Origin of the sequence: Smaragdicoccus niigatensis DSM 44881 = NBRC 103563, assembly GCF_000380645.1 — a bacterium.
In the GTDB taxonomy this organism is placed as follows: Bacteria; Actinomycetota; Actinomycetes; order Mycobacteriales; family Mycobacteriaceae; genus Smaragdicoccus; species Smaragdicoccus niigatensis.
This window is the reverse complement of sequence record NZ_AQXZ01000019.1, coordinates 754173-778748: the sequence shown is the minus strand read 5'-3', so window position 1 is coordinate 778748 and position 24576 is coordinate 754173. Positions and strand designations below refer to the sequence as shown.

Annotated in this window: 18 protein-coding genes; 9 read left to right on the top strand and 9 right to left on the bottom strand. The window is 65.6% G+C overall.

Features of this window, described 5'->3' with window-relative positions; genetic code table 11:
- Nucleotides 1–206: 206 nt before the first annotated feature.
- The 3 genes from F600_RS0124825 to F600_RS0124815 are packed head-to-tail and all read right to left on the bottom strand — an operon-like array spanning nucleotide 207 to nucleotide 3580.
- Nucleotides 207–1025: a methyltransferase domain-containing protein gene (locus F600_RS0124825; protein ID WP_026306927.1), complete on the bottom strand. Its 819-nt coding sequence runs from the start codon at nucleotides 1023–1025 to the stop codon at nucleotides 207–209.
- Between the two features lie 2 nt (nucleotides 1026–1027).
- Nucleotides 1028–2518 (bottom strand): glycerol kinase GlpK, encoded by a 1491-nt coding sequence (glpK, locus tag F600_RS0124820; protein ID WP_026306926.1) that lies wholly within the window; start codon nucleotides 2516–2518, stop codon nucleotides 1028–1030.
- Between the two features lie 24 nt (nucleotides 2519–2542).
- Entirely contained in the window at nucleotides 2543–3580 is a 1038-nt protein-coding gene (locus F600_RS0124815; RefSeq protein ID WP_018163372.1) for a pirin family protein, read from the bottom strand.
- A gap of 80 nt (nucleotides 3581–3660) precedes the next feature.
- On the opposite strand from F600_RS0124815, the gene F600_RS0124810 reads away from it, so the two are divergent.
- A complete protein-coding gene (locus F600_RS0124810; protein ID WP_026306925.1) occupies nucleotides 3661–5394 on the top strand; it encodes a glycerol-3-phosphate dehydrogenase/oxidase in 1734 nt (577 codons plus the stop codon).
- Nucleotides 5395–5398: 4 nt separating this feature from the next.
- The gene (locus tag F600_RS0124805; protein WP_018163370.1) at nucleotides 5399–5779 is read left to right on the top strand and encodes a nitroreductase/quinone reductase family protein; all 381 of its coding nucleotides are present in this window, start codon (nucleotides 5399–5401) and stop codon (nucleotides 5777–5779) included.
- A gap of 5 nt (nucleotides 5780–5784) precedes the next feature.
- Here F600_RS0124805 and F600_RS0124800 read toward each other — a convergent pair whose 3' ends face one another.
- Nucleotides 5785–6747, bottom strand: a complete 963-nt coding sequence (locus tag F600_RS0124800) for a TolB-like translocation protein (RefSeq protein ID WP_018163369.1) — start codon at nucleotides 6745–6747, stop codon at nucleotides 5785–5787.
- Nucleotides 6747–7976, bottom strand: a complete 1230-nt coding sequence (locus F600_RS0124795; RefSeq protein WP_026306923.1) for an MFS transporter — start codon at nucleotides 7974–7976, stop codon at nucleotides 6747–6749. The genes F600_RS0124800 and F600_RS0124795 overlap by 1 nt, the downstream gene beginning before the upstream one ends.
- 108 nt (nucleotides 7977–8084) lie before the next feature.
- Between F600_RS0124795 and F600_RS0124790 the strand changes: the two genes are divergently transcribed.
- Nucleotides 8085–9623: a CBM96 family carbohydrate-binding protein gene (locus tag F600_RS0124790; RefSeq protein WP_018163367.1), complete on the top strand. Its 1539-nt coding sequence runs from the start codon at nucleotides 8085–8087 to the stop codon at nucleotides 9621–9623.
- Nucleotides 9624–9635: 12 nt separating this feature from the next.
- On the opposite strand, the gene F600_RS0124785 is transcribed toward F600_RS0124790, so the two are convergent.
- The 3 genes from F600_RS0124785 to F600_RS0124775 form a co-directional block, all read right to left on the bottom strand.
- Nucleotides 9636–10148, bottom strand: a complete 513-nt coding sequence (locus F600_RS0124785; RefSeq protein WP_018163366.1) for a DUF4282 domain-containing protein — start codon at nucleotides 10146–10148, stop codon at nucleotides 9636–9638.
- Nucleotides 10149–10221: 73 nt separating this feature from the next.
- The gene (locus tag F600_RS0124780; RefSeq protein WP_018163365.1) at nucleotides 10222–10971 is read right to left on the bottom strand and encodes a DNA-formamidopyrimidine glycosylase family protein; all 750 of its coding nucleotides are present in this window, start codon (nucleotides 10969–10971) and stop codon (nucleotides 10222–10224) included.
- A complete protein-coding gene (locus tag F600_RS0124775; RefSeq protein WP_018163364.1) occupies nucleotides 10971–15308 on the bottom strand; it encodes an Lhr family helicase in 4338 nt (1445 codons plus the stop codon). Before F600_RS0124775 ends, F600_RS0124780 begins: the two co-directional genes overlap by 1 nt.
- A gap of 92 nt (nucleotides 15309–15400) precedes the next feature.
- Between F600_RS0124775 and F600_RS0124770 the strand changes: the two genes are divergently transcribed.
- From F600_RS0124770 to F600_RS29770, 4 genes are all read left to right on the top strand, one after another.
- On the top strand, nucleotides 15401–16162 hold the full coding sequence (locus F600_RS0124770) for an enoyl-CoA hydratase/isomerase family protein (protein ID WP_018163363.1): 762 nt from the start codon (nucleotides 15401–15403) through the stop codon (nucleotides 16160–16162).
- Nucleotides 16159–17076 carry a patatin-like phospholipase family protein gene (locus F600_RS0124765; protein WP_245541625.1) on the top strand — a complete coding sequence of 306 codons (918 nt, stop codon included), beginning with the start codon at nucleotides 16159–16161 and terminating at the stop codon, nucleotides 17074–17076. The genes F600_RS0124770 and F600_RS0124765 overlap by 4 nt, the downstream gene beginning before the upstream one ends.
- Nucleotides 17077–17362: 286 nt before the next feature.
- Nucleotides 17363–21364, top strand: a complete 4002-nt coding sequence (locus tag F600_RS0124760; RefSeq protein WP_018163361.1) for a non-ribosomal peptide synthetase — start codon at nucleotides 17363–17365, stop codon at nucleotides 21362–21364.
- A 15-nt stretch (nucleotides 21365–21379) separates the two neighbouring features.
- The gene (locus F600_RS29770) at nucleotides 21380–22090 is read left to right on the top strand and encodes a DUF6875 domain-containing protein (RefSeq protein WP_018163360.1); all 711 of its coding nucleotides are present in this window, start codon (nucleotides 21380–21382) and stop codon (nucleotides 22088–22090) included.
- 180 nt (nucleotides 22091–22270) lie between these two features.
- On the opposite strand, the gene F600_RS0124750 is transcribed toward F600_RS29770, so the two are convergent.
- The gene (locus F600_RS0124750; RefSeq protein ID WP_018163359.1) at nucleotides 22271–23242 is read right to left on the bottom strand and encodes an alpha/beta hydrolase; all 972 of its coding nucleotides are present in this window, start codon (nucleotides 23240–23242) and stop codon (nucleotides 22271–22273) included.
- A gap of 272 nt (nucleotides 23243–23514) precedes the next feature.
- Here F600_RS0124750 and F600_RS0124745 point away from each other — a divergent pair, with 272 nt between their 5' ends.
- On the top strand, nucleotides 23515–24066 hold the full coding sequence (locus tag F600_RS0124745) for a histidine phosphatase family protein (protein WP_018163358.1): 552 nt from the start codon (nucleotides 23515–23517) through the stop codon (nucleotides 24064–24066).
- 31 nt (nucleotides 24067–24097) lie between these two features.
- Nucleotides 24098–24544: an Lrp/AsnC family transcriptional regulator gene (locus F600_RS0124740; protein ID WP_018163357.1), complete on the top strand. Its 447-nt coding sequence runs from the start codon at nucleotides 24098–24100 to the stop codon at nucleotides 24542–24544.
- Nucleotides 24545–24576 lie beyond the last annotated feature (32 nt).

Genomic DNA, 24576 nt, shown 5'->3' with positions numbered 1-24576 from the left:
GGGTATTCCCGCGGGGGCGAGGCCCTCATCTGCCACCACTCTTAGCGACAACCAGCGACTCAGCGTCAAGCGGACGTACTCGGTGCAGCCCGAGCGCAATCCACCCCTCATGTTCGAGGGCTGGTGATCGACGGTTCGGTGCTCCACCGCCGTTCCTATCGAAATACTGACCTGAAGTGGCCAGGAGAGCACCGAATCGTTTCCGATCAGTCCGGCTTGCGGCCGAGCGCGCAGAACATTGTCACCGACATGTGCAGCTCACCCGAATGCGCGGCAGCTTGGAGTTCGGTCGCGAACCGCGCGGCCTGTTCGGTCGTGATGAAACCGGCTTGCTGTGCGGTGGACACGAACATCGGCAGCAGCATGCCGGTGACGATGTCCGCAGGCCAGATCAGAGCCTCCGAGCCCATGTCGGCGACCGTGAGTCCGGCCAGGACGACTTGACCGGAGAGACGCCGTCCGGAGTGCGGGTTCGGGGTCGCGGTCAGCATCGCTTCCATGCACAGCCGGGCGACCTCGGGATCACCTGGATGCACGATCGCGGTGGCCCAGTCGCTGTCGAGGAGCGTGAGGCGACCGCCGGGCTTGAGCACGCGCGCCATTTCATCGATTGCCCGCTGTGGCTGATCGAGGTGCTGCAGAACCCGCTCGCACCGAACGGCGTCGAACGTCCCGTCCTCGAACGGCAGTTCATAGGCATTGCCCGCGACGTAGCGAGTCCACTCGCGTGTGGTCGTGGTGCGCTGATCGGCGACCGCCCGAAGCTTGGGATTGGGCTCGACGCCGACCGCTTCGCCGGTCGGCCCGGTCAGTTCTGCCATCGCACGCACTTCTGAACCGGTGCCGGATCCGACGTCGAGCACCTTCTCGCCCGGCTGAACGGCGAGGGCCGCGTGCCCCCACTCGCGAAGGCGGGTCACGCCCACGACGCCGGCTTGGATATCGAGAATGTCGACCTGCATGGCGACCGCGGCATCGTCGGAAACGTCGGCGTCGAAGGTGATGGGCGGGTTCGTGTCAGTCATCATCAGTTCCAGTCGTAGGTGCGTTCGACGGCCTTGTTCCACTCGGCATACAGACGATCGCGCTCGGCGGCGGGCATGTTCGGCTCCCAGCGCTTGTCCTCGGCCCAGTTGGTTCGGATGTCATCCTCGCCCGACCAGAAGCCGACCGCCAGCCCAGCCGCATAAGCCGCGCCGAGCGCGGTCGTCTCGTTGACGACCGGCCGGATCACGGGCACGTCGAGGACGTCAGCTTGGAACTGCATGAGGGTCTCGTTGACGACCATTCCGCCATCGACCTTCAACGCTTTGAGTTCGACGCCGGAATCCTGCCGCATCGCTTCGAGAACCTCGCGGGTCTGGAATGCGGTCGCTTCGAGCACCGCTCGGCAGAGGTGTCCCTTGTTGATGAAGCGCGTCAGACCAGCGAAAACGCCGCGTGCGTCGGGGCGCCAGCGGGGTGCGAACAGGCCGGAGAATGCCGGCACGAAATACGCGCCCCCGTTGTCCGGGACGGACAGCGCGAGCGGCTCGATCTCGGCGGCGGTCTTGATGATGCCGAGGTTGTCGCGAAGCCACTGCACCAGTGAGCCGGTCACCGCGATCGAACCCTCGAGCGCATAGACCGCGGGTTGATCGCCGATCTGGTAGCAGACCGTCGTGAGCAGGCCATTCGCGCTGGCGACGGGCGTCGTGCCGGTGTTGAGCAGCATGAAGTTACCGGTGCCGTACGTGTTCTTCGCTTCGCCCGGGCTCAGGCATGCCTGGCCGAACGTCGCCGCCTGCTGGTCACCGAGGATTCCGGTGATCGGCACACCCTGGAGCGGGCCCTCGGCGACGACGCCGAATTCGCCGGACGAGCTTCGGATCTCCGGGAGCATCGACTCGGGGACGCCGATGGCCTCACAGAGCTCCGAATCCCATTGCAGCGTCTTGAGATCCATGAGGAGCGTGCGCGATGCGTTCGTCACGTCGGTGGCGTGCACCGCGCCGCCGGTGAGGTGCCACAGGACCCACGTGTCGATCGTGCCGAAACAGAGGTCTTTCCCTGCGGTATCGACGTTCTCGAGAATCCAGCGCGCCTTGGGTCCGGCGAAGTACGTCGACAGCGGGAGGCCCGTTTTCGCCTGGAATCGGCCCGGGCCGTCGTCGCCGGCGATCTTTGTGCAGATCTTGTCGGTGCGGGTGTCCTGCCAGACGATCGCGTTGTAGATCGGCTCACCGGTCGAGCGGTCCCAGACGACAGCGGTTTCGCGCTGGTTCGTGATGCCGACCGCGGCGATGTCGGCGCTGGTCAGACCCGTGATGTCGAGGACGCGGGCGATCACCGCATCGGTGTTCGCCCGAATCTCGTCCGGATTGTGCTCGACCCAACCGGCACGCGGGAAGATCTGCTCATGCTCGCGCTGGGCCGAGCCCAGGACTCGTCCGGATTGGTCGAAGATCATGCAGCGGGTAGACGTGGTGCCCTGGTCAATCGCGGCAACGAATTTCGGCTCGTCTGACTTTTTGTGCACGGTTGCATTCTGCACGGGGAGGGCTCAGCCGACGGGAAACTCTTCGGTCTTTCCATCGGGGTGAATTGCGAAGCGCCGAAGGTCGGCGCCGTGGTTCGGGTCGTCGGCCGGCCACGGCCAGCCGCCGAAGCCATCGTTCTGGTAGTCGCTGTAGGCCTTCTGGATTTCCGCCTTGGTGTTCATGACGAACGGCCCGTACTGGACGACCGGCTCACCGATCGGGCGGCCCTGCAGGATGAGGATCTCGGTGCCCGATCCGGCGTCGTCCACCGTCACCGGAATGTCCGCGCGGATCACGGCACCCTGGTCGGCTGCGACTTCCTCGCCGTCGATGATGACCGATCCGCCGTTGAACACATACAGGGTCCGCAAGGTGTCGGCGTACTTGGCGGTGGGCAGCTCCCACGAGGCGCCTTCGGCGAGTTGCGCGTGCCAGATCGCGACGTCCGAGGTCTTGCGCGCGGCCCACGAATGCGGTGGCGGCGGGGGTGCGGGGTGCCCAGGCGAGTATTCGCCAGCGACCACCGTGACCTCGACGGGCTTGCCCCACGGGTCCAGAAGCGTGTGCTTGGGGATCTCGTGGTCCCACAGCATCGAGTAATGCGCGGGCACCATCTTGTCCGAGGCGGGCAGGTTGATCCAGATCTGGAAGAACTCGATCTTGTTGTGCTCGTCCTTCTTTAACAGCGGAAGCATCTCGGCATGCGTGATGCCAGATCCGGCAGTCATCCACTGGACGTCGCCTCGACCGAAGCGGGCGGCGCCGCCGAGGGAGTCAGCGTGGTCGATGAAGCCGGTGCGGGCGAACGTCACGGTCTCGAATCCGCGGTGCGGGTGCTGGGGAAATCCCGGGACCTGCGAACCGTGGTACATCGACCAGCCGTCTTTGGCGGAGAAATCCTGGCCGATATTGCGACCGACGAGCGGTGCGCAGGGGCCGAGTTCTTCGTCGCCCTCGGGATAGTCGTCGTCGTGATGCACACAGAAGAGGAAAGGGTCGATCGTCTGCCACGGCCGGGACAGATTGACCTTCTCGATGATCGCGCCTTCACCTGCGGACATGCCCCCACCTTAGTGCCGACGTCCACACATCAGCCCACCGGAACATCTAGCCTGGGGATACCTGAGGGGGAGGTGCACCGATGCCCATGATGCCGGGCTCCCAAGTACTTGGTCCGATGCAGCGCGAGCTGGCATGGGAGCAACTGCAGAAGCAGAACTTCGACGTGATCGTCATCGGTGGGGGTGTCGTCGGCAGTGGTATCGCGCTCGACGCCGCAACCCGAGGCCTACGTGTTGCATTGGTCGAGGCGCGCGATCTCGCGTCGGGCACGTCGTCGCGATCGTCGAAGATGTTCCACGGCGGTCTGCGGTACCTCGAGATGGCCGAATTCGGCTTGGTCCGCGAGGCGCTCAAAGAGCGTGAGCTGAGTCTGAATTCGCTCGCCCCGCACCTCGTGAAGCCCCTCCCGATCCTGTTCCCGCTGACCCACTACGGCTGGGAGCGACCGTACGTCGGTGCCGGCCTGGAGCTGTACGACCGCATGGGTGGCGCGAAATCCGTTCCGCGGCACAAGCATCTGACTCGCAGCGGCGCCTTGCGTCTGGCGCCCGCACTGCGCCGCGATGCGCTCGTCGGCGCGATTCGATTCTTCGACACGGTCGTCGACGATGCCCGCCACACCATGACGGTCGCCCGCACGGCGGCGTACTACGGCGCCATCGTCCGGACGTCCACGCAGGTCGTCGGCTTCCTGCGCGAGGACGATCGCGTCTGCGGTGTTCGGGTCCGGGACTCCGAAGACGGCCGAACCGCCGAGATTCGGGGACACGTCGTCATCAACGCGACGGGCGTGTGGACCGACGAGATTCAGGCGCTGTCGCGGCAGCGCGGGCGGTTCCGCGTGCGTGCGTCCAAAGGCGTGCACATCGTCGTGCCCCGCGACCGGATTCCCAGCGAGGTCGCGATCATCCTGCGCACCGCGACGTCGGTGCTGTTCCTCATCCCGTGGGGGACGCACTGGATCATCGGCACGACCGACACGGACTGGAATCTCGACCTCGCGCATCCCGCCGCGACCCGCAAGGACATCGACTACATCCTCGACCACGTCAACCGTGTTCTGGTGACGCCGCTGACGCACACGGACATCGACGGCGTCTACGCCGGACTTCGCCCATTGCTCGCCGGAGAAAGCGAAATGACGTCGAAGCTGTCGCGTGAACACGCGGTCGCTCGGGTCGCGCCGGGGCTGGTCGCCATCGCCGGTGGCAAGTACACGACGTACCGGGTGATGGCCCAGGACGCCGTCGATGCGGCCGTCGAAGACATTCCGGCTCGCGTTGCCGACTCGATCACCGAAAAGGTCCCGCTGCTCGGTGCCGAAGGCTACTTCGCGCTGGTCAACCAGGTGCCGCACCTCGCCGAGCTGTACAACCTCCACCCGTACCGGATCAAGCATCTGCTCGAGCGCTACGGCTCGATGATCGATGAAGTCCTCGAACTGGCGGTCGACAAACCGGAGTTGCTGCAGCCGCTCACCGACGCGCCGTCGTACCTGCAGGTCGAGATCGTCTACGCGGCGCTCGCGGAAGGCGCGCTGCACCTCGAGGACGTCCTCGCGCGACGCACGCGCATCGCGATCGAGTACGCGCACCGCGGCAGCAACTGTGCCGAACAGGTCGCTCAGCTGGTCGCTCCGGTTCTCGGCTGGGACGCCGAAGACATCGAACGCGAAGTCGACCTGTACTACGCGCGGGTGAAGGCCGAGATCAAGTCCCAGGCGAAGCCCGATGATGAATCTGCGGACGCGCTGCGGTCATCGGCTCCGGAGTCGCGGCGCCAGATCCTCGAGCCTGTTCCGATCGGACGGTGACCGCATGCCCCCGAAGCGTCTGATTCCGGCGGCAGTGACCGGACTGATCAACAGTCCAGTGGTCAACACCGTGATGCGACCGCTCGCGCGGTTCGTTCCGGGCCTGGGGATCGTGATTCACCGCGGCCGCAAGACGGGACGTGAATTCCGCACTCCGGTCACGATGATCTTCAACGGCGGGCGGGTCATCGTGCCGCTCGCGCACGGCGAGGGCGTGAATTGGGTGCGCAACGTAATGGCGACCGGCGTGGCTGAAGTCGAACAACTCGGACGTCGCCGAACGATCAGCAACCCGCGAGTCGTGGATTCGAGTTCGAGTGAACAGCTTCCGCTGGTGTTCCGGGTGGCCTCCCGGGGGCTGCGGTTCTTCGTCGCCGACATCTGAGCCGTCTACAACGCCGCCGGTGACTCCGCGTCGTTGACCAGCAGTTTCGGCTGGCCCGACCCGTCCGCCGGGGTGGACCAGACCGAGGGATTGCCGCTGGAGTCGCGGACGGTGTAGCCGATCGTGCGGTCGTCGAGCCACGCCGCTTGGTCGTCGATGCTGCGGGTCTCCGCGAGGTGCGTGACGCGCAGGGTGGCGAGGTCGAGCACCGACAGCCTCCACCCAGCGGCCGGGTCGCCGTCGAGGGCCTGCTTGAAGGCGATGCGCTTTCCATCGGGGGACAACGACGGGCACTCGACGTTCGTCGCGATCGTGTGCACTGTGCCTGCGGCGAAGTCGCCCTCGACGAGGTAGCGCACGCCATTCGTCGACATGGTGGCGTAGAAGCGGTTGTCGTCCGCGGCGAACGTGACGCCCCAGAAGTTCACGTCGATCGCCCGATAGGGCTGGCCGTCGAGCGTGATGTCGAACGCTTCCAAGCTCTGCACCTGGGCACCCGACTTCGTGTCCAGAATTCCGGTCCGCGTCGAGAAATTGCTCGTCGTGTACGACTCTCCGGCGATGAACGTCGTCCACGACACCATCCGGCCGGAGGTCGAGACGCGCGCGCGGTTGGGCAGTCCCGGCAGGGGAAACGACGTCGTGTCTTTGAGGTCGCGGTCGAGGACGTGGAGCGAGTAGGTCCACGCCGAATCCTGACGAAGGCACACACCCGTCCCGGCCGCGGCATAGACCCGATTGCACGAGAGCGCAGACACCTGGCGTGGACCGTTCGGGTCGGCAGCTGACACTGTCGCGAGATGCCGCTGGGTCACCACGAGCAGCTGGTCGGGCGCCAGCGATATTGAAGCTCCGGGCGCGACGCGCGATTCGGTCGGACGGACCCAGATCGCGTATCCGATCGCGATGCCGATGAGCAGCACCGCGGCAGCTATCGCGAGGACCGGTCGAATCCGACGTCGAGTCATCAGGAGACCCGTCGACGAAGGAGAACAGCCGACATTCCGATGGTGATCGCAACCGCCGCGGCCGCGACCTGGCAGGCGTGGACGGCGCCCCACAGCTGCCATGCCAAGCCGAACGCCACCGAAGACACGAGGTAACACAGTGCCTGGGCGGTCTGGATCATCGCGATGCCGGTCGTGCGCATCCCCTCCGGAAGCACCGGTCCGGCGAGGGCCATGAGGACGCCGTCGGTCGCGGCGTAGAAGACCCCGTGCAGGAAGAGCGTGGCGACGAGCATCGGCCAGCCCGTCACCGGCCCGAAGAGCATCAAATAGACGAGGGCGAGCGCGACGTAACCGCTCAGCATCATGCGCACCCGGCCGAACCGGTCCGCCAAGGCCCCGAATGGTGCGGCGAGCAGCAGATAGACGAGGTTCGTGCCGACCGCGAGAAGTGGGAACCAGGCGATGCTGAGGTCTTCGCGCTTCTGCAGCAAGAGGTAGACGAAGCCGTCGCCCACGGTGACGAGTCCCAGCAGGCTGGCCGCCAGAATGATCCGACGTACTGCCGGGTCGCCGACGAGCTCGCGGAACGAGCGCAGCGACACCGTGCCGCTCGGTGCGAGCGGATTGCGCTGGTCCCGGACGTAGAGACCGAGCAGGACCACGGCCAGGGTCGCGATGCAGAAGCTGGCGACGAAGACAGCGTCGAAGGACTGGCCGCTCATCGCCAGAACCCCGAGCGCGACGAGGGGCCCCAGGAAGGCTCCGGCGCTGTCCATCGCACGGTGCACGCCGAACGCGCGGCCGAGGCTGCCGGGTGGCGACGACAGGGTGATCAACGCGTCGCGAGGGGCGCTTCGAAGCCCTTTTCCAGCCCGGTCGAACGCGATCACCGCTCCGATGCCCGCCGCCGACGGTCCGACGAGCAGCAGCGCCGGTTTCATCAGGGCGGAGGTCGCGTAACCGACCCCGGCGACGAGCTTGCGGTGCTGAGTTCGGTCTGCGATAAAGCCACCGACGATTCGCAGGAGCGCGGTTGCTCCGGTGTATAGCCCATCGAGGACGCCGTAGGCGGCGGGTGAAAGGTGTAGTCCCACTACGAGATACACCGGCAGAATCGCGGTCACCATCTCCGAGGAGATGTCGGTGACGAGGCTGACGGCGCCGAGGGCGAAGACGTTTGCCGCCACTCGACTGTGGACGCGACCCCCGTTTGCGGAGACCGGTCGCGACACCGTCGACAGGTACACGAGAAGCACCCTAAGCCAATCGCGAGGTGTTTTTCTCGGGCCGCGCCCGGTGTGGGTCACGTAATTGCAGGTCAAAGCATCGTAGGCTCCGACCCGGCGGTGAACCCCATGGGCGTCGAGCCCGATTGGAGCTACCAACCCATGCCGGCTCGGAACACCCGGGTCGCTAGCGGAGTCGCGATCGCCGCGGTAACCGCAGTGGCCGGAACAATGCTCGTCGTCGAAAGCCCAAGCGCTTCGGCGGCGACGACGACGCTCACCCCAACCGCAGACACCTACGTCGACAGCCTTCTTCCGACGACGAACTACGGGGCTTCGACTCGCCTCAGTGTCGTCCAGCCGTCGAGCTTGTTGGGATCGTTGGCGCCCGCCCAAGAGATCAAGAACCTCTTCCTGAAGTTCGATCTGTCGGCCGTGGCGGGCCCGATCACCAGCGCGAAGTTGCGTCTCCATGTTGCTGACGACGACAGCGCCAGTAGCGCCAGCGGTGGCACCTTCACGTTGATGAGCGATAAGAACTGGAGCCCGGCCGGGGTCACATATGACAACCAGCCAGCCGTGGCCGGTGCGCCGCTCGGCACGTTGGGTCAGGTCACGCGCAATACCTGGGTCGAACTCGATCTCACGGGCAAGGTCACCCCGGGTGCGGTGATCAGTATCGGAGGCTCGTCCACCAGTAGCGACGGTGCCGACTACGACTCGAAGGAAAGCGGTGCTAACGCGCCGCAGTTGGTGATCAACACCGCTGCTGCAGCCCAGACCGTCCCGGCCGCGGCGACGACCGCTCCGGCGACGACCACTGCAGCGACGACCACTGCAGCGACGACAGCACAGAATCCGCCTCCAGCTCCGACCGCGACCGACCCCGTGCTCGTCGGTGCGGGCGATATCGCCGACGGCGGGAACGGTGCCTCCCTGACCGCCGCGCTGATCAAGGGGATGCCGAGTGCGACCGTGTTCACCGCGGGCGACAACGCTTATGACAGCGGATCGATGAACAACTACAACTCAAACTACGAACCGACGTGGGGAGCGTTCAAAGCACGTACCCGCCCGGCACCCGGCAACCATGAATACGAGACCTCGGGCGCCGCGGGTTACTACCAGTACTTCGGATCGCAGGCGGGCCCGTCAGGTCAGGGGTACTACTCCTACGATCTCGGCAACTGGCACATCGTGTCGCTCAACTCCGAGGTGAACATGAACGCCGGTTCGGCACAGGAGACCTGGTTGCGGTCCGACCTGGCCGCGTCCAAGAAGTCGTGCACGCTGGCCTACTGGCATGAACCGCTGTTCACCTCGGGAGCCAACCACGCACCGAACCGGGCGACGCGGCCTCTCTACCAGGCACTTTACGACGCGAACGCCGACGTCGTGGTGACCGGCCACAACCACCAGTACGAGCGGTTCGCGCCGCAGGATCCGAATGGTGGGGCGGACAACGCGAAGGGCATCGTTCAATTCGTCGCCGGCACGGGAGGCGCGGGCTTCTATCAGTTCGGGACCATTCAGGCGAACAGTGTGGCTCGCAACAGCGACACGAACGGCGTCCTGAAGTTCACGCTGCGGGCAAACAGCGCCGACTACGCGTTCGTTCCGGCGGCGGGGAAGTCGTTCAACGACAGCGGAACGATCACCTGTCACTAGGCCGTTTCTGGCCTAGTTGTACGGCACGATCCGCTGCCGCTTGCTCAGCCGGATCTTCTTCAGCGGGTGCATGATCCCGAGGTGTGCGGTGTCGCTCGAGATGTCAGTGGTCGTCCCCACGATCGTCGTGGTGGTGCCCAGAATGCCCAACACGGAGTTGGTGACCTGCGTCAGATGCGACGGCAGCACCAGTAGCGACAGCATGAACTCGAGCACGAAACGCGCCAGGATCACCAGGGTGACGAACAGTGCCGGCGTGATCAGGAATGACGTGATGATGCCGACGGTGGTCGAATGCCAGAAGGCGACGACGTCGAGAAGAATGCAGCCTGCTCCGGACAGAATGGTCACCGCCACGTAGGCGAGTGGCGCCATCCGGACGGCGTTGATCTTCCGGAACCGCACGTCGAAAAGACCGATGAAGACCCCGTCGGACTCACCCTCGTGCAGCACGTTCGGCACGCTGTTCATCGGAATGTCCAGCACGTCATCGTCATCGTCGGGTTGATCGACTGGCTCACTCATGGGCACTCCAAATGTCGCGATCGCCGGCGCTTCGGCGATCAGCGGTAGGGCAAGTATTCACCTGGGCATGCAATCAGCGCTGACACTTCGGGCAGAACCACACGTGCCGCTGATTGGCTGGATCGTCCGAAAGCGCCTGCGACTCGATGCCGGAACCGCAACGGCGGCAGGGCATTCGGCTTCGTTGATAGGCCCGCGGTCGCCACGGTGGCTGGTGGGTCGCCGACATGAGAACGTCGTGCGCATTGTTGACGAGGGCCGGTAGGTCGTCCACTTCTCCGACCGGGGTGCGCGGATCGACACGCGAAACCCAGCAGATCTCGCTGCGGTAGATGTTGCCGATTCCGGCGAGATTCGTCTGGTCGAGAAGGGCCAGTCCGAGCGGCCGCGCCGGATCGCTCAAGAGCCTGCGCGCAGCCTCATCGGGATCCCAGTCAGCGCCGAGAAGATCGGGGCCGAGATGGCCGACCACGTCTTCTTCCTTGGCCCGCGGAAGGACCTCGACGATCCCGAGCGCGAAGCCAACAGCCTCGTGCCCCTCCGCCGCGAGAATGAGGCGCGCTTGATGTGCCGGCCGATTCCAGCGTTGGCCAGGCGTGAACACCCGCCAGACGCCTTCCATCTTGAGATGCGTGTGCACGGTGACATCGCCGATGCGGGTCAGCAGGTGCTTGCCGCGACTCACGGTCTCGTCGACCGTGCGGCCCCGCAGGTCCAGCGTCGCGTAGCGGGGGACCCGGAAGTCGCTCTTGGTCAACGTCTTTCCGGCAAGCGCGCGATTCAGTCGGGCGGCGGCATGCCAGACGACATCACCCTCCGGCATCACATGCTCCGCAACCGAAGACCGCGCGGTGTCGCGGCGAACCCGGCGTCGACCAGTAGCGACGACAGTGCGCTCTCGTGGGTGCTGATGCCGTCAATGCGCTCGACGACGAGTTTGTCGACCCGCCGTTTCTTCACCAGTTCCGTCAAGGCGGCCGCCGCGGGCAGGAGAAGTTCGGCATCCTCGGTGAACGTCAGCATCGTCTTGCCGCCGCGCTCCAGATAGAGCACGAGGTTGCCGTTGGCGAGAACGACCATCGAACCCGCTTTGCGTCCGGGACGGTGTCCTTCGAGTTGCGGCCAAGACAGCGCGGCACCGAACGGATTCGCCGGATCGGCCGCAGCGAGTACGACGGCGCTGGACTCCTCTGACCCGCGCAAGCGATCGACCGCGTTCGCCGTTGCGAACTGCGCGCCGCCGAGCCCATTGACGAAGTAGCCACGACGGCATCGGCCGCGGTCCTCGAACTCCGTGAGCACCTTGTACATGAGGGCGAACCCGCCGGTCACCCCCTCGGCGGCAACCGCGCCTTTCGTGAGGACGCCGTATCGCTCGAGCAGCAGTTCGGCGATCGACTGTGCGCGACGAGTCGGGTCCGATTCCGGAGCCGGCAGAAGGGACCATCGGCCGCCGACGGTCGGCGGTCCGGTCCGGGTCGGGAGGGCGGCGCGCGGGATCCGCGTGCCTCGACGGATGGGCTGACGGTGCGACGTCGGCGTTTTGCCCGCCATCTTCGCGCGCACCGGATTGAACGTGTCGCCGGTGACGAGTCCCGCCCAGACGAGCTCCCACAATGCCGTGACCAGGGCATTGTCGTCGGTCATGCCTAGGGAGTCCGACAGGTGCCGGAAGAAGTACCCGCCGCCGCTGGACAGCGTCTCGATAATCCGCGCCTGCGTCTCGGACAGGTCGATCGCGGCTGGTTCACCGAGGGTCACCGGGACCTGATCGGCAAGGTGGAGACGAATCCAGCCGTCAGTTTCGGTGATCGAGCCACTGCCCGACCACACGACCTCACCGGAGGACATGAGCTCGTCGAGCATCGCGGGTGAGTAGTCGCGAACGCGGCTCGACAGGACGAGCGGTTCCAGCGCGGACGCCGGAATCGGTACGCCGGCAAGCTGTTCGATCACTGCGGCCACGCCGTCGACGCCGCGCAGGTTCTCGCCGACGTATTGCCACGCGGGCAGGAACCGAACGAGTGCTTCCTGTGCAACGGGCTCGACCTCAGCGCGCGCCGCCGCGAGGCTGCGGCGACGGAGCCGCTTGAGAACTTCGCCATCGCACCACTCGCTACCGGCCGCGCCGGGGCGGAACTCGCCTTCGACGATGCGCTTCTCGCCGGCCAGTCTGCGCAGAATCGGAGCGACGACGGCCGGTCCGAGCGCGAACCGGGCGGCCACGTCGGTGGTGGTGAATGGTCCGTGCGTGCGCGCGAATCGGCTGATCAGGTCGGTCAGCGGATCTGCGACCGGATCGAGGAAGGCGTGGGGAGTACCGACCGGCAGCGGGACGCCGAGCGCGTCGCGGAGTCGACTCGCATCCTCGACGGCGGTCCACCAGCGAGTGCCGGCGTACGACACTTCGATGACGCGCCGCTGGCGAGCGAGTTCCGCCAGCCACGGACCGGATGGCTCCGTCGAGCGTTCGGAAATCTCCTCCAGCGTCATCGGCCCGAGCACCCGGACGAGATCGGCGACTCCTTCCGCGTCGCGAGCCTTCCGGTCGTCGGCGAGGCGCTGCAGTTGCGCCTCGACCTCGGCGACGACGTTCGGATCGAGTAATTCCCGCAGCTCGACCCGGCCGAGAAGCTCTGCGAGCAACGCCGTGTCGAGTGAGAGTGCTGCAGCCCGACGTTCGGCGAGCGGATTGTCGCCTTCGTACATGAACGTGCCGACATAGTCGAAGAGCAGCGACTTCGCATACGGCGACGGGGTCGGCGTCTCGACCTCGACGAGGCGGACCTTCCGTTGCTCGATGCGGGACATCAGCGAGGTCAGCGCGGGGAGGTCGTAGACGTCCTTGAGGCACTCGCGGACGGTCTCGTGCAGGATCGGGAAGTCCGGGTATTTGCGCGCCACATCGAGCAACTGCGCCGCCCGCTGACGCTGCTGCCAGAGAGGCGCTCGCTTGCCCGGATCGCGCCGCGGAAGCAGGAGTGCGCGAGCTGCGCACTCGCGGAAGCGAGACGCGAAAAGCGCTGAGGCCCCGACTTGTTCGGTGACGATCGCATCGATCTCGTCGGCCGAGAACAAGAACAGATCGGCGCCCGGGGGACGGTCGGACGTGTCCGGGAGCCGAACGACGATGCCGTCGTCGGAGGCGGTCGGTGCCATGTCGATGCCGAGGCTGTCGCGGAGGCGGGCGCCCACGGCCAAGGCCCAGGGCGCGTGAACGGCAAGGCCCAGTGGCGAGTGCAGGATGAGGCGCCAGTCGCCGAGTTCGTCGCGGAATCGCTCGACGATGAACGTGCGGTCCGACGGCACGTGACCGGTCGATTCCCGCTGCTCATCGATGAGAGCCAGAAGGTTCCCGACGGCGTTCTGGTCGAGGCCGGCGGACAGTGCCTGAGCCTCGATGTCGATGCGGTCCTGACGAACGAATGCACCCAGCGCAGCGCCGAGTTCAGCAGGTCGGCCAAGGCCGTCGCCGTGCCAGAACGGCAGGCGACCGGGGAGCCCGGGGGCCGGACTCACGAGCACGCGATCGTGAGTGATCTCCTCGATGCGCCAACTCGTCGCGCCCAACGCGAACACGTCGCTGACCCGCGATTCGTAGACCATCTCCTCGTCGAGTTCGCCGATGCGGCCGTTGTTGTCGCCGACGAGATAGACGGCAAACATGCCGCGGTCCGGAATCGCACCACCGGACGTGACCGCGAGACGCTGCGCGCCGGGCCGGCCGGTGAGCGTGCCGTTGTCGCGATCCCAAACGATCCGCGGTCGCAACTCGGCGAAGTCGCTCGACGGGTACTTGCCGGACAGCAGGTCCAGTGTCGCGTCGTAGGCGCTTCGGGGGAGCGTGGCGAAGCTGCCCGTCGACCGGACGACCTCGAACCACTCGTCGACGTCGAGCTCATCGAGGGCGGCCGCGGCCACGGTGTGCTGCGCGAGGATGTCGAGCGGATTCGTGGGGATGGCCAGCGCCTCGATCTTCCCGGCGGTCATCCGCATCGAGGTGACGGCGCAATGCAGCACGTCCGCGCGATGCTTCGGGAACAGGACGCCCCGCGACACCTCGCCGACCTGGTGGCCCGCGCGCCCGACACGCTGAAGCCCGCTGGCGACCGACGGCGGCGCCTCGACCTGCACCACCAGATCAACCGCACCCATGTCGATGCCCAGCTCCAGGCTTGAAGTCGCCACCACACACCGCAGTCGACCGCGTTTGAGGTCGTCCTCGATGATCGCGCGCTGTTCCTTGCTGACCGAACCGTGGTGGGCGCGCGCGAGCGTGTCGGTGGCGCCGGTTTCGGCATAGACCTCGTTCAACCGAGCCGTCAGTCGCTCCGCCAAGCGCCGTGAGTTGGCGAAAACGATCGACGACTGGTGCTCGGTGACGAGCGAGACGATGTTTTCCTCTACGTGCGGCCAGATCGAGCCCTCGGGATTGTCGAGGTCGGTCATGTCCGGCACCGGGACACGGACCGTGAGATCGAACGTCTTGGGCGCGGGCGGCCGGACGATCGTGATCGGTGCGGAGCCGGTGAGGAATCGGCCGACTTCGGCAGCTGGCTCGACGGTTGCGGACAGGCCGATCCGTTGGGCCGGGCGATCCATCAGCTGATCGAGGCGGGCCAGCGAAACTGCCAGGTGTGAGCCACGTTTCGTGCCCGCGACGGCGTGGACCTCGTCGACGATGACCGTCCGTACCGAGCGCAGGGTCTCGCGGGCGTTCGACGTCAGCATGAGGAACAACGACTCGGGCGTGGTGATGAGGATGTCCGGCGGATTCCGGACCAGTCGGCTGCGGGTTGCCGAATCGGTGTCGCCGGACCGCACGCCGACCGTGATGTTCGGGATCTCGGTGCCGATGCGTTTCGCGGTCTGGGTGATGCCCACCAGTGGTGACCGCAGGTTGCGTTCGACGTCGACCGCGAGGGCCTTCAGCGGCGAGATGTAGAGAACCTGGGTGCCCTCGGCTGAGCGTTCTCCACGCGCGAGTTGGTCGATCGCCCACAGAAAGGCCGATAGCGTCTTTCCGGAGCCGGTCGGGGCGATGACCAGCGTGTGATCGCCCGCCGAGATCGACTTCCAGGCACCGAGTTGCGCGGCCGTTGCGCCGGGGAAGGCGCCCGTGAACCATTCACGGGTCGGCGTGGAGAATTCGGTGAGCACATCCCCATTGTGGTCGGACCACTGACAAGTGCGGCGAGTACCTCGGCACTGTCCGGCCGAGGTCAGAGCCCAGCCGGATCGGAGTTGCGAAGATGCCCACTCGACGGGACCTACTCGACGTCGTACAACACGACTCGACGCTGCATGTTTGGCTCAACCGGCCCGAAGCGCGGAACGCGCTCGACGGCGCGATGCTCGACGAGATCGCTGCGCTGTTTTCGAGTCTGCAGACGCGGTTTGACGTCAAGGTCGTGGTTTTGGGTGGCCGTGGCCCATTGTTCTGTGCCGGCGCGGACCGGCGCAACCCGCCTGGGCGCGGCGGCCGAACCGAGCGGGAGCGCAGGTGGGAAGCACAAGTGGGGAGGAGAGCGATCGAGGCGATTCAGGACTGCGATGTCCTCACGATTGCCCGAGTTCATGGGCACGCCATCGGCGGTGGAGCTGCCCTCGCGCTGGCGTGTGACTTCCGGGTGGGAAGCGAGGATTCGCGGATCCGCATCCCGGAGGTCGAACTTGGCATGCCCTTGGCGTGGGGCGTCCTACCGCGGCTGATCAGCGAGATCGGAATGGCTCGCGCGCGGGAACTGGTGCTCTTGTGCGGCGAGGTGCCGGCTGCGCGAGCCGAGCAGCTCGCGCTGCTGCACCGCGTGGTTCCGGCCGATGAGCTCGACAACACGATCGACGAAATCGCCGCCCAACTCGCGGATCGACCGGAGTATGCGGTTGCCGCTACCAAGAGCCAGTTCCGGGCCTACGCACAGGCGCGCCGCATGGGCGAATTCGATGAAGGGGACGGCGAACTCTGGATCAATGGGTTGGCCAGTGACCGAGCCAGAGAAGTGTTTGATCAGTGAGCCCCACCGTGGTGGAACTTCTGCGATCTCGTCGCGCGGGAACTCGCGACGGTCATCGACTGGTCCTGGTCGTGGAGGGTGGCGCGAGCCGCGGCGTCTATTCCAGCGGAATGGTGCTGGCCCTCGAAGAACTCGGTCTCTCCGGTGTTTTCGACGCGGTTTACGGCACGTCGGCAGGTGCCCTGAACGGCGCCTGGTTGTTGTGCGGCCGCGCACGTTCGGCCATGCAGGCGTGGTCGGACACCACGATCATGCGGCGGCTCATCGACCCCAAACGGCTGCTGCGGGGAGGGGTTCTGTTCGACACCGACTACCTCGTCCGGGACGTGTACGACGGGTCGGTCCCGATGGATTTCCCAGCGATTCTCAACAATGTGACGTCGTTTCATCCGATCGCGACGGATGCCCGCACTGGTGTTTCGGTCGACTTGCACCCGCACATCGTCGACAAGCGATCGCTCATGACGGCGATGCGAGCCACGTGCAATATTCCGATCCTGGCCGGCCCGCCGGTCGAGCTCGGCGGAGTGCACTACCTCGACGGCGGCATCGCCGAACCGCTTCCGATCCGGACTGCCTTGGCGCACGGCGCGACTCGCGTCGTGGTGCTGCGCACGCGGCAGGCTTCGGAGCAGCGAGTCGGCGATCCGCGGCTACAGAGCGCCATTGGTGGTGCGTTCATCCGGATGGTCGCGCCCGGTGCCGTGGCGGCCTGGAACAAGAGAATCGAATCCGAAGCTGCCGACGAACAACTTCTTGCCGACCTCAGCAACGACGCAGTTCTACGGTTCCGGCCGCCCGAGGGTTCGCCGCGCGTTGACCGGTCCGAGAGGAACGGTGCAACTCTCGCGCGGGCACTCGAAATCGGCCGGCAGACGGTGCACACTCACTTGGCTGAGGTGATCGCCAGCTAAGCCACGCGAGATCAAACAATCGACGTGGCGAACTGACGATCTCTGCATCTAGTGACTCTCAGCTTGGTCACAGAACGGTGCGATTCCGGTGCCAGCTTGCGCGGCAACCCCAGATGACCCGTTTGTACCGGTATAGCTAAGTTGTCGAAATTACGCCAGACCCGACGCAGAGAAATTGGTCGATCTGGCGAGACTCGACAGGACGGCGTAGGTGTCCCCACACCTGTTTTTGTGATCTACCCTTTCGCCGGGCCACGAGTTATTGCCCTGGGGTGAAGGAGGAGGCTTGAAGCGAACCGACGCAGATCGCGTTGAGTCGGTTTCGGCAGACAGCGCAACCCTTCCGGTCCTCGAGGTACCAGACCATCTGGACCTCGAGCGATTTGCCCTGACACATGCCCAGACCGAACTGTGGATCGCGCAGCAGCTCCATCCCTCGGTTCCCATGGTCATCGCGATGTATGCCGACATCCGCGGAGAGATCGAACCGAACCTGTTGATGCGGGCCTGCGACCAGGCCGGCCGCGAACTCGGTTCTCCCTTCGTCCGATTCGGCGTCGACGATGGCGTTCCGTACCAGTACGTCGACCGCTCGGGCACGATGTGGCTGCCGCTCGAAGACCTCAGCATGCATCCAGATCCGATGGCGCCGGCGATCGAGTGGATGGAACGCGACTCGATCGCGCACATCGACCTCGTCAACGACCGCGTCACGGTCACCAAACTCTTCCGGTTGAGCGCCACGCGCCACCTGCTCTATTCGCGCAGCCATCACGTCGCCCTCGACGGCGTCGGCGCGATGAACATGCTCGTGCGCACGTCGGAGCTCTACGACGCGCGGATCGCCGGTCAGCCCGACCCGGAGGACCGAACCGTTCCGCTGACCGAGATCGGGCCGGTCGAGGACCGCTACCGCTCGTCGCAGCGATTCGTCGACGACGGCGAATTCTGGCGACGCGAAGTCTCCGACCTCGGCCACGTCACGAGTCTCGCGGACCACGATGCCGCGCCCGCGCCGCGTCCACGCCATGTCGGTGCGGTGCTGCCGGCGTCGACCGCGGCCCGTCTCGCCGAAGCTCGCCAGCGCTACCGCGCCAGTTTCCCCGAACTCGTCGTCGCGGCCCTCACGGGATTCCTGGCACGCATGACGAGCGACGAGGACATCACCTTCTCGCTGCCGGTCGCCTGCCGGAATACCGCCGCCTTGCGCCGTTCGGCGGGCAGCGTGTCGAACGTCGTGCCGTTGCGCCTGCGTTCGGTCCAGCAGACGAATGTCGAAGACCTCATCGCACAGGTCCGTACGAAGATGGTGGGTGCCGTTCGGCATCAGCTCTACCGATACAGCGATATCCAGCGTCAGCGTGGCCATGAGATGGTCGCACGGGGCGGTCTGGGTCCGGTGATCAACGTTCTGGGCTACGTCGAGCCGATGCGGTTCGGCGCGGCGGTCGGTCAAGCGAATCTGATGTCGCTCGGACCGGTCGAGGACATTCTCGTCAACGGTTACCAGCTCGGTGCGGATGAGAAGTCCGCGAGCATCGACTTCCAGGCCAACCCGGCGCTCTACAGCAGCGAGCGGATCGCCGAGCACCACGCGGCATTCCTCCAGTTCTTCGATCAGTTCCTGCAGGCCGAGCCCACGCGTGCGATCCGCGACATCGAACTTCCGGGTTCCGCCGCGCCCGAGCCGATCCCCGTGCTCAGGGCCGACGAGATCGGCCGCACCCTGCCGGAGTTGCTCCGCAGCGGTATGCGTCCGGACGCCGCCGCCATCTCGGACGACACCCGCACGCTGACGTACCGCGACCTCGACGAACGGTCGTCGCAGCTGGCCCGCGAACTGATCAGTGCCGGAGCCGGTCCGGGTGAGTTCGTGGCGATCGCCCTCCCGCGCTCGATCGAATCGGTGCTGGCGGTGTGGGCGGTCGCGAAAACGGGCGCCGGCTTCGTGACGCTCGACCTCGCCAACCCGTCTTCGCGTCTGGGATGGGTACTCGAGGATTCCCACGCTCGCTTCGGCATCACCGATGCGCGTCATCTGGCTCCGCTCCCGGAGTCGCACGTCGACTGGCTGGTCCTCGACGACCCGGCCACGGCCCGCTCGATCTCGCGTCGGGACTCGTCGCCGGTCACCGATGCCGACCGCGCCGCGGCGCTGCGCAGCGGCCATCCGGCCTACCTGATCTACACGTCCGGATCGACCGGTCTGCCCAAGGGTGTGGCCGTATCGCATGCCGGCCTCGGGGACCTCACGGACTACGTCGTCGCCGCTTATGCCGTCGACTCTTCGTCGAACGTGCTCCACGCGCATTCGCCGTCGTTCGACGCACATCTCCTCGAACTCCTCGGTGCCTTCGCCGCCGGAGCTCACCTGATTCTCGAACCGACCGACGTCGTCGCCGGCAAGGACCTCGAGTCGCTCCTCGTCCGGCACGGGATCACGCACTTCCTGACCACGCCCGCGGTGCTCGCGACCCTCACGCCGAAGACCGTTCCCGCGCTCGAGACCGTTGTGGTCGGCGGCGAGTCCTGCCCGACGTCGCTCGTGGCGCGCTGGGCGCCGCACGTTCGCTTCTTCAACAGCTACGGCCCGACGGAAACCACGGTCATGGCGAGCCAGACCGATGCGATGACCGCGGGCGAAGAAGTCTCGATCGGGCCGGCATTGCCATACGTGCAGGCCCTCGTGCTGACGCCGCAATTGTCGCCGGCACCGCGGGGTGCCCGCGGCGAGCTCTACCTGGCCGGGCCGGGCGTGGCTCTCGGCTACCACAACGCCCCGGGGCTGACCGCTTCGCGGTTCGTGGCCAACCCGTTCGATCCGAGCGGCCAGCGCCTGTATCGGACCGGTGACGTCGTGCGTCAGATGGCCGACGGGCGATTTGAGTTCCTCGGTCGGGCGGACGGTCAGATGTCGCTTCGCGGCCGGCGGATCGAGCCGGGCGAGATCGAGACCGTTCTCGTCAACCAGCCCGAGGTCGGTCAGGCGGTCGTGGCGGTTGCGTCGTCGCCGCTGGGCGACCGTCTCGTCGCCTACGTGGTGCCGCGTGGCAACGCGGCCATCGAGACGTCGGACCTGCTGTCGCGGGTGCGCGGCCTGCTGCCGACGTCGATGCAACCGTCTCAGCTCATCGTCATCGACGAGATGCCGGTGACGCCCAACGGGAAGATCGATCGCAAGGCGCTGCCGGCGCCGCGGTCCGTCCACCGGGCGTTCCGTCCGCCGGTGACGGCGACCGAGCAGCTGGTCGCTCGCGTGATCGCCGATACGGTTCAGCAGCGCGACATCGGGCTCGACGATGACTTCTTCGAGTTGGGCGGCAACTCGCTGCTCGGCGTCGCGCTCGCGGCGCGGCTGACCGCCGAATCCGGCGTCGATGTGACCGTCCGGTGGTTGTACACCGCGCCGACCGTTTCGGCGCTCGCCGAGAAGATCGACGCCGCCCTCGCCGGTGAGGACGTGGCCGCCGGTGAGGATGCACTCAAGGTCGTCCTCCCGCTGAGCCGTACCGGTTCGGAGCCGCCGCTGTTCTGTGTGCATTCCGCCGTGCCGTTGGCGTGGCCGTACGCGGGTCTCGCGCCGTACGTCAAGGACCGTCCGTTGTACGGACTGCAGGGTCCGGCGATCTTGGGGGAGGACCGGCGCTTCCAGAGCGTGGACGAACTCGCGGCCGTCTTCGTCGACGAAATCAAGAACGTTCAGCCGAACGGGCCGTACTACCTGCTGGGCTGGTCGCTAGGCGGACAAATCGCGCACGCGATCGCTGTGCAACTTCGCAGCCGCGGCGACGCCGTGGGACTCCTGGTGATGTTTGACAGTCTTGTGTTTTTCGACGGCGCGCCCGAACCGGAGCTTCCGACGATGCGACACCTGCTGACATCGCTTCAGGGCGAGGAGCCGGACGAGGTCGACGAATCTGATCTTTCGGCTCAGGAAGCCGCTGCGGTGCTAGCGAATTCGCCGGGCTTCGGCCAAGGCCTCACAGTCGAGCAGCTCGAGCGGATTCACAACAGCTATCACGATGGTGTACTTATGTCACACCAGTATCGCCCAAAATATTTTGAAGGCGACTTGTTGTACTTCTCTGCTACCAGAGGCATGACTGCTGCTCTAGATTCACATATATGGCGGCCGTATGTTGGCGGCGCAATTACTGAGCATCCGGTGGATGCGATGCATGCGCAGCTAACAAATGCGGCGGCGCTGGCGGTAATAGGACCAGTGCTAGCCACTAGCCTTGACAAGGCGAGCGTGAATTTTGGCTCTTCCCCGTCGGGGGAGGAGTAGAGGGAGGTAGGGCAGATGACCGCACGGCATCTGATCGGGGCACGTACAGGGACTGACTGGATCAATCTCTTCGACAACCTCGACGAGGCTGCGGAGATGCACCCCAGTTCCTTGGTGCTCGGTGAGTACATGTCGGAGTTCCTGACACATCCGCACCCGGATCTGGGGCGCACGGGGGCGGTCTGCCCGTTCGTCAAGACGTCCGTCGGCAAACACACCGTCTGGGTGTCGTTCGTCCGCGGGACCGACGCGGAGCTGACACACGAGACGATGGAGACCGTCATCGATGACGCGTTCGACATCTTTGCCGGACTGCGGCGCGACTACCGCGAGCAGGTGACGCAGACCGTCGTGACGGTGTTCCCGGATCTCGTCGACTTCACGAAGATCGATGAGGTCCACGCGGACCGCAAGCCGCAGTTCGTGGCCAAGGGTTACATGCTCGGGCAGTTCTACCCGGACTGTCCGCAGCAGGGTCTGTGGAACCCGGACTTCCGTCCGCTGGCGGCTCCGGTGCCGATGCTCATCGTTCGGAAGATGATGAGCACGGATTACCCGTTCCTGGTGGGACAGCGGGATTGGCTTTACTCGTATTTCTCGCAGTTCGCACCGGATCTGCCGATCCGTCTGCGGGCATCGATGGCGGAGAAGATGGTCGTCGCCGACGACATGATCGAGGCGTTCGCCGAGCTTCGCATCCACAACATCGACGAGCACGCCAAGTAGTTTTCAGCGAAGGAGCCCGGGCCGGATTCATCGGCCCGGGCTCCTTCGTGTTCGGTGTCCTCGGCATTGGGCAGGATTCGGATCGGTAGACGATCCAAAGCCTTCCGAATCAGATCGCCAGGGGTGAAACCAAAGAACCGGCCCCGGGATAACCCGGGGCCGGTTCTTTCAGAATCTGAATCAGGCGCCGATAGCGCGGGACATCGCCGGCCAGTGGTTGTGCAGGGCGTCCTGCCAGTATGGCCACGAGTGCGTGCCGACCGGTCCCCACACGAAGCGCGCCGGAACGTGCAGTGCAGTCATACGCTGCGCGAGCTGGGTTGTGCACTGGCGGATGACGGTCTCCATCATGCCGCCGACCACCGTGCGGTCGACCGTCGCGCCGATGTCGCCGTGGAGCGTCGGGTCATTGAGGTTCTCGTGCGGTCCAGGCTGACCGGTGCCGGAGTAGATGTACAGGTCCATGCCGCGGAGACGGCCGGCCTGAACGGTCGGGTCGTGGTCGATCCACTGGGCGCTGCCGGTGGGTCCCCACATGTTGGTCGCGCTGCCGCCACCGCCGGCGACCTGGGAGGTCACGTAGGCCTGGCCGAACGAGTCGCTGGTGCGGGAGCAGCCACTGTACGAACCGACCGACTGGTAGAGGCCGGGAGCGTGGATCGCGAGGTCGAGCGCGGAGTTCGCCGACATCGACACACCTGCAATCGCGTTGCGGCCGTTCGAGTGGAGGTAGCCGTTCAGGACCGGCGGGAGTTCGCGCGTCAGGAACGTCTGCCACTTCTGGCGACCCATGGCCGGGTCGTCGACGTTCCAGTCGGTGTAGTAGCTGTGGTGTCCACCGAGCGGCGAGATGACGTTGACGTGCTTGTTGGCGAAGAACCGGGGCACGTCCGTGCGCCACGGCCAGCCCTGTCCGTTGACGCCGCCGTCGACGCCGTTGAGGAGGTAGAGGTTAGGAGCGCCGTCGCCACCCTTCGAGACCCACAACGGAATGGTGCGGCCCATCGACGACGAGTAAACGTCGATCATGAAGGTGCGGCCACCGAGGGGCCGCTCACCCACGACGTGCGAACTTTGCGCGACCGAGCCCGAGGCGAGCAGCGCGCCGGTCGCCGCAGTAACGCAGACGACTGCGGAAAGCAGCCGTCGCATCCGTGCAACGGTCCTGGAACCATGCAAAATCATTTGATATCTCCACTCTGGCTTCAACGTCAGACTCTTCTGGATCGTAATGACGCAAAAGCGCAGGAAAACGGCGGTAGAGACACGGAATCATTGCGACTGGTAGCCAAAACGGACACTGCGGCGCGACCCAAAGTCCCGAAATCAGAAACTGCGGCGCGACGAATAGTTTTCGCTTTGACTAGTCGCCGTCGTTATTTCCCGGCAATCTGTGGCGGTTGACGTCCCGTAGAGTTCGGTCCGTGACCGCCTCGGTGCCTGCGAAGTTGACCCTGGTGACGCACGGGTTGACGGCAGCCACACGGATCGCGCGATTTCCGGTCGATGAGCCTTTGATCGACAAACCGGCCGGAATTCGATTTCCGCGCGCCGACTATTTCGTCACCGCACCCGAATTGCGCGCGCGCGAAACCGCGGGTGATCCAACCGTGAAGATCGACGCCGGACTGCGCGATCTGGACTGCGGTTCGTGGGCGGGAATGGGACTGGAAGACGTTGATTCCGCCCTGCTGCACCGATGGTTGACGGACCCGGACGCCGCGCCGCATGGCGGTGAATCAGTTTCGGAATTGTGCCGCCGAATATCCGCCTGGCTCGAGGACTGTGCGACGCGTGGCGGCCGGACGGTTGCGGTCACGCACCAGGCGGTGGTCCGCGCGGCGATTGTGAATGCCCTTAATGTGCCCTATTCGTCGTTCTGGCGGGTGGACGTCGCTCCGCTGACCCGGACGATCCTCCGATACCGGAACGGCGGCTGGACGGTCAAAATCGGCGCGTCCGTGTCGGGTACCTGATGGACCGGGTACATTCCATTGCTCGGAAGGGGTGGAAGTGGTCGAACCAATCGTGGACGAGATTGACCGTCTGCTGATCGAGCAACTGATCGAAGATGGCCGTGCGACGCTTTCCACGCTCGCGGAGAAGGCGAGTCTGTCGGTGTCTGCGGTGCAGTCCCGGGTCCGGCGCCTCGAGTCGCGCGGCGTGATCAAGGGGTACACCGCTCGCGTCGATCATGAGGCGCTCGGCCAGATGCTGACCGCGTTCGTCGCGATCACGCCGATCGATCCGTCGCGACCTGACGATGCACCGAGTCTCCTCGAGGGCATCTCGGAAATCGAGTCCTGCCACTCGGTCGCGGGCGAGGAGAGCTACCTGCTGATGGTGCGCGTCGCGTCGCCGCGGCACCTCGAGCACCTACTTCAGACAATTCGAGCAACGGCGAACGTAAAGACGCGAAGCACCATCGTGCTTCAAACTTTTTACGAGCGTTAAGGGTTTTTGTCGTAAAGTTTCCTATTCTGGAA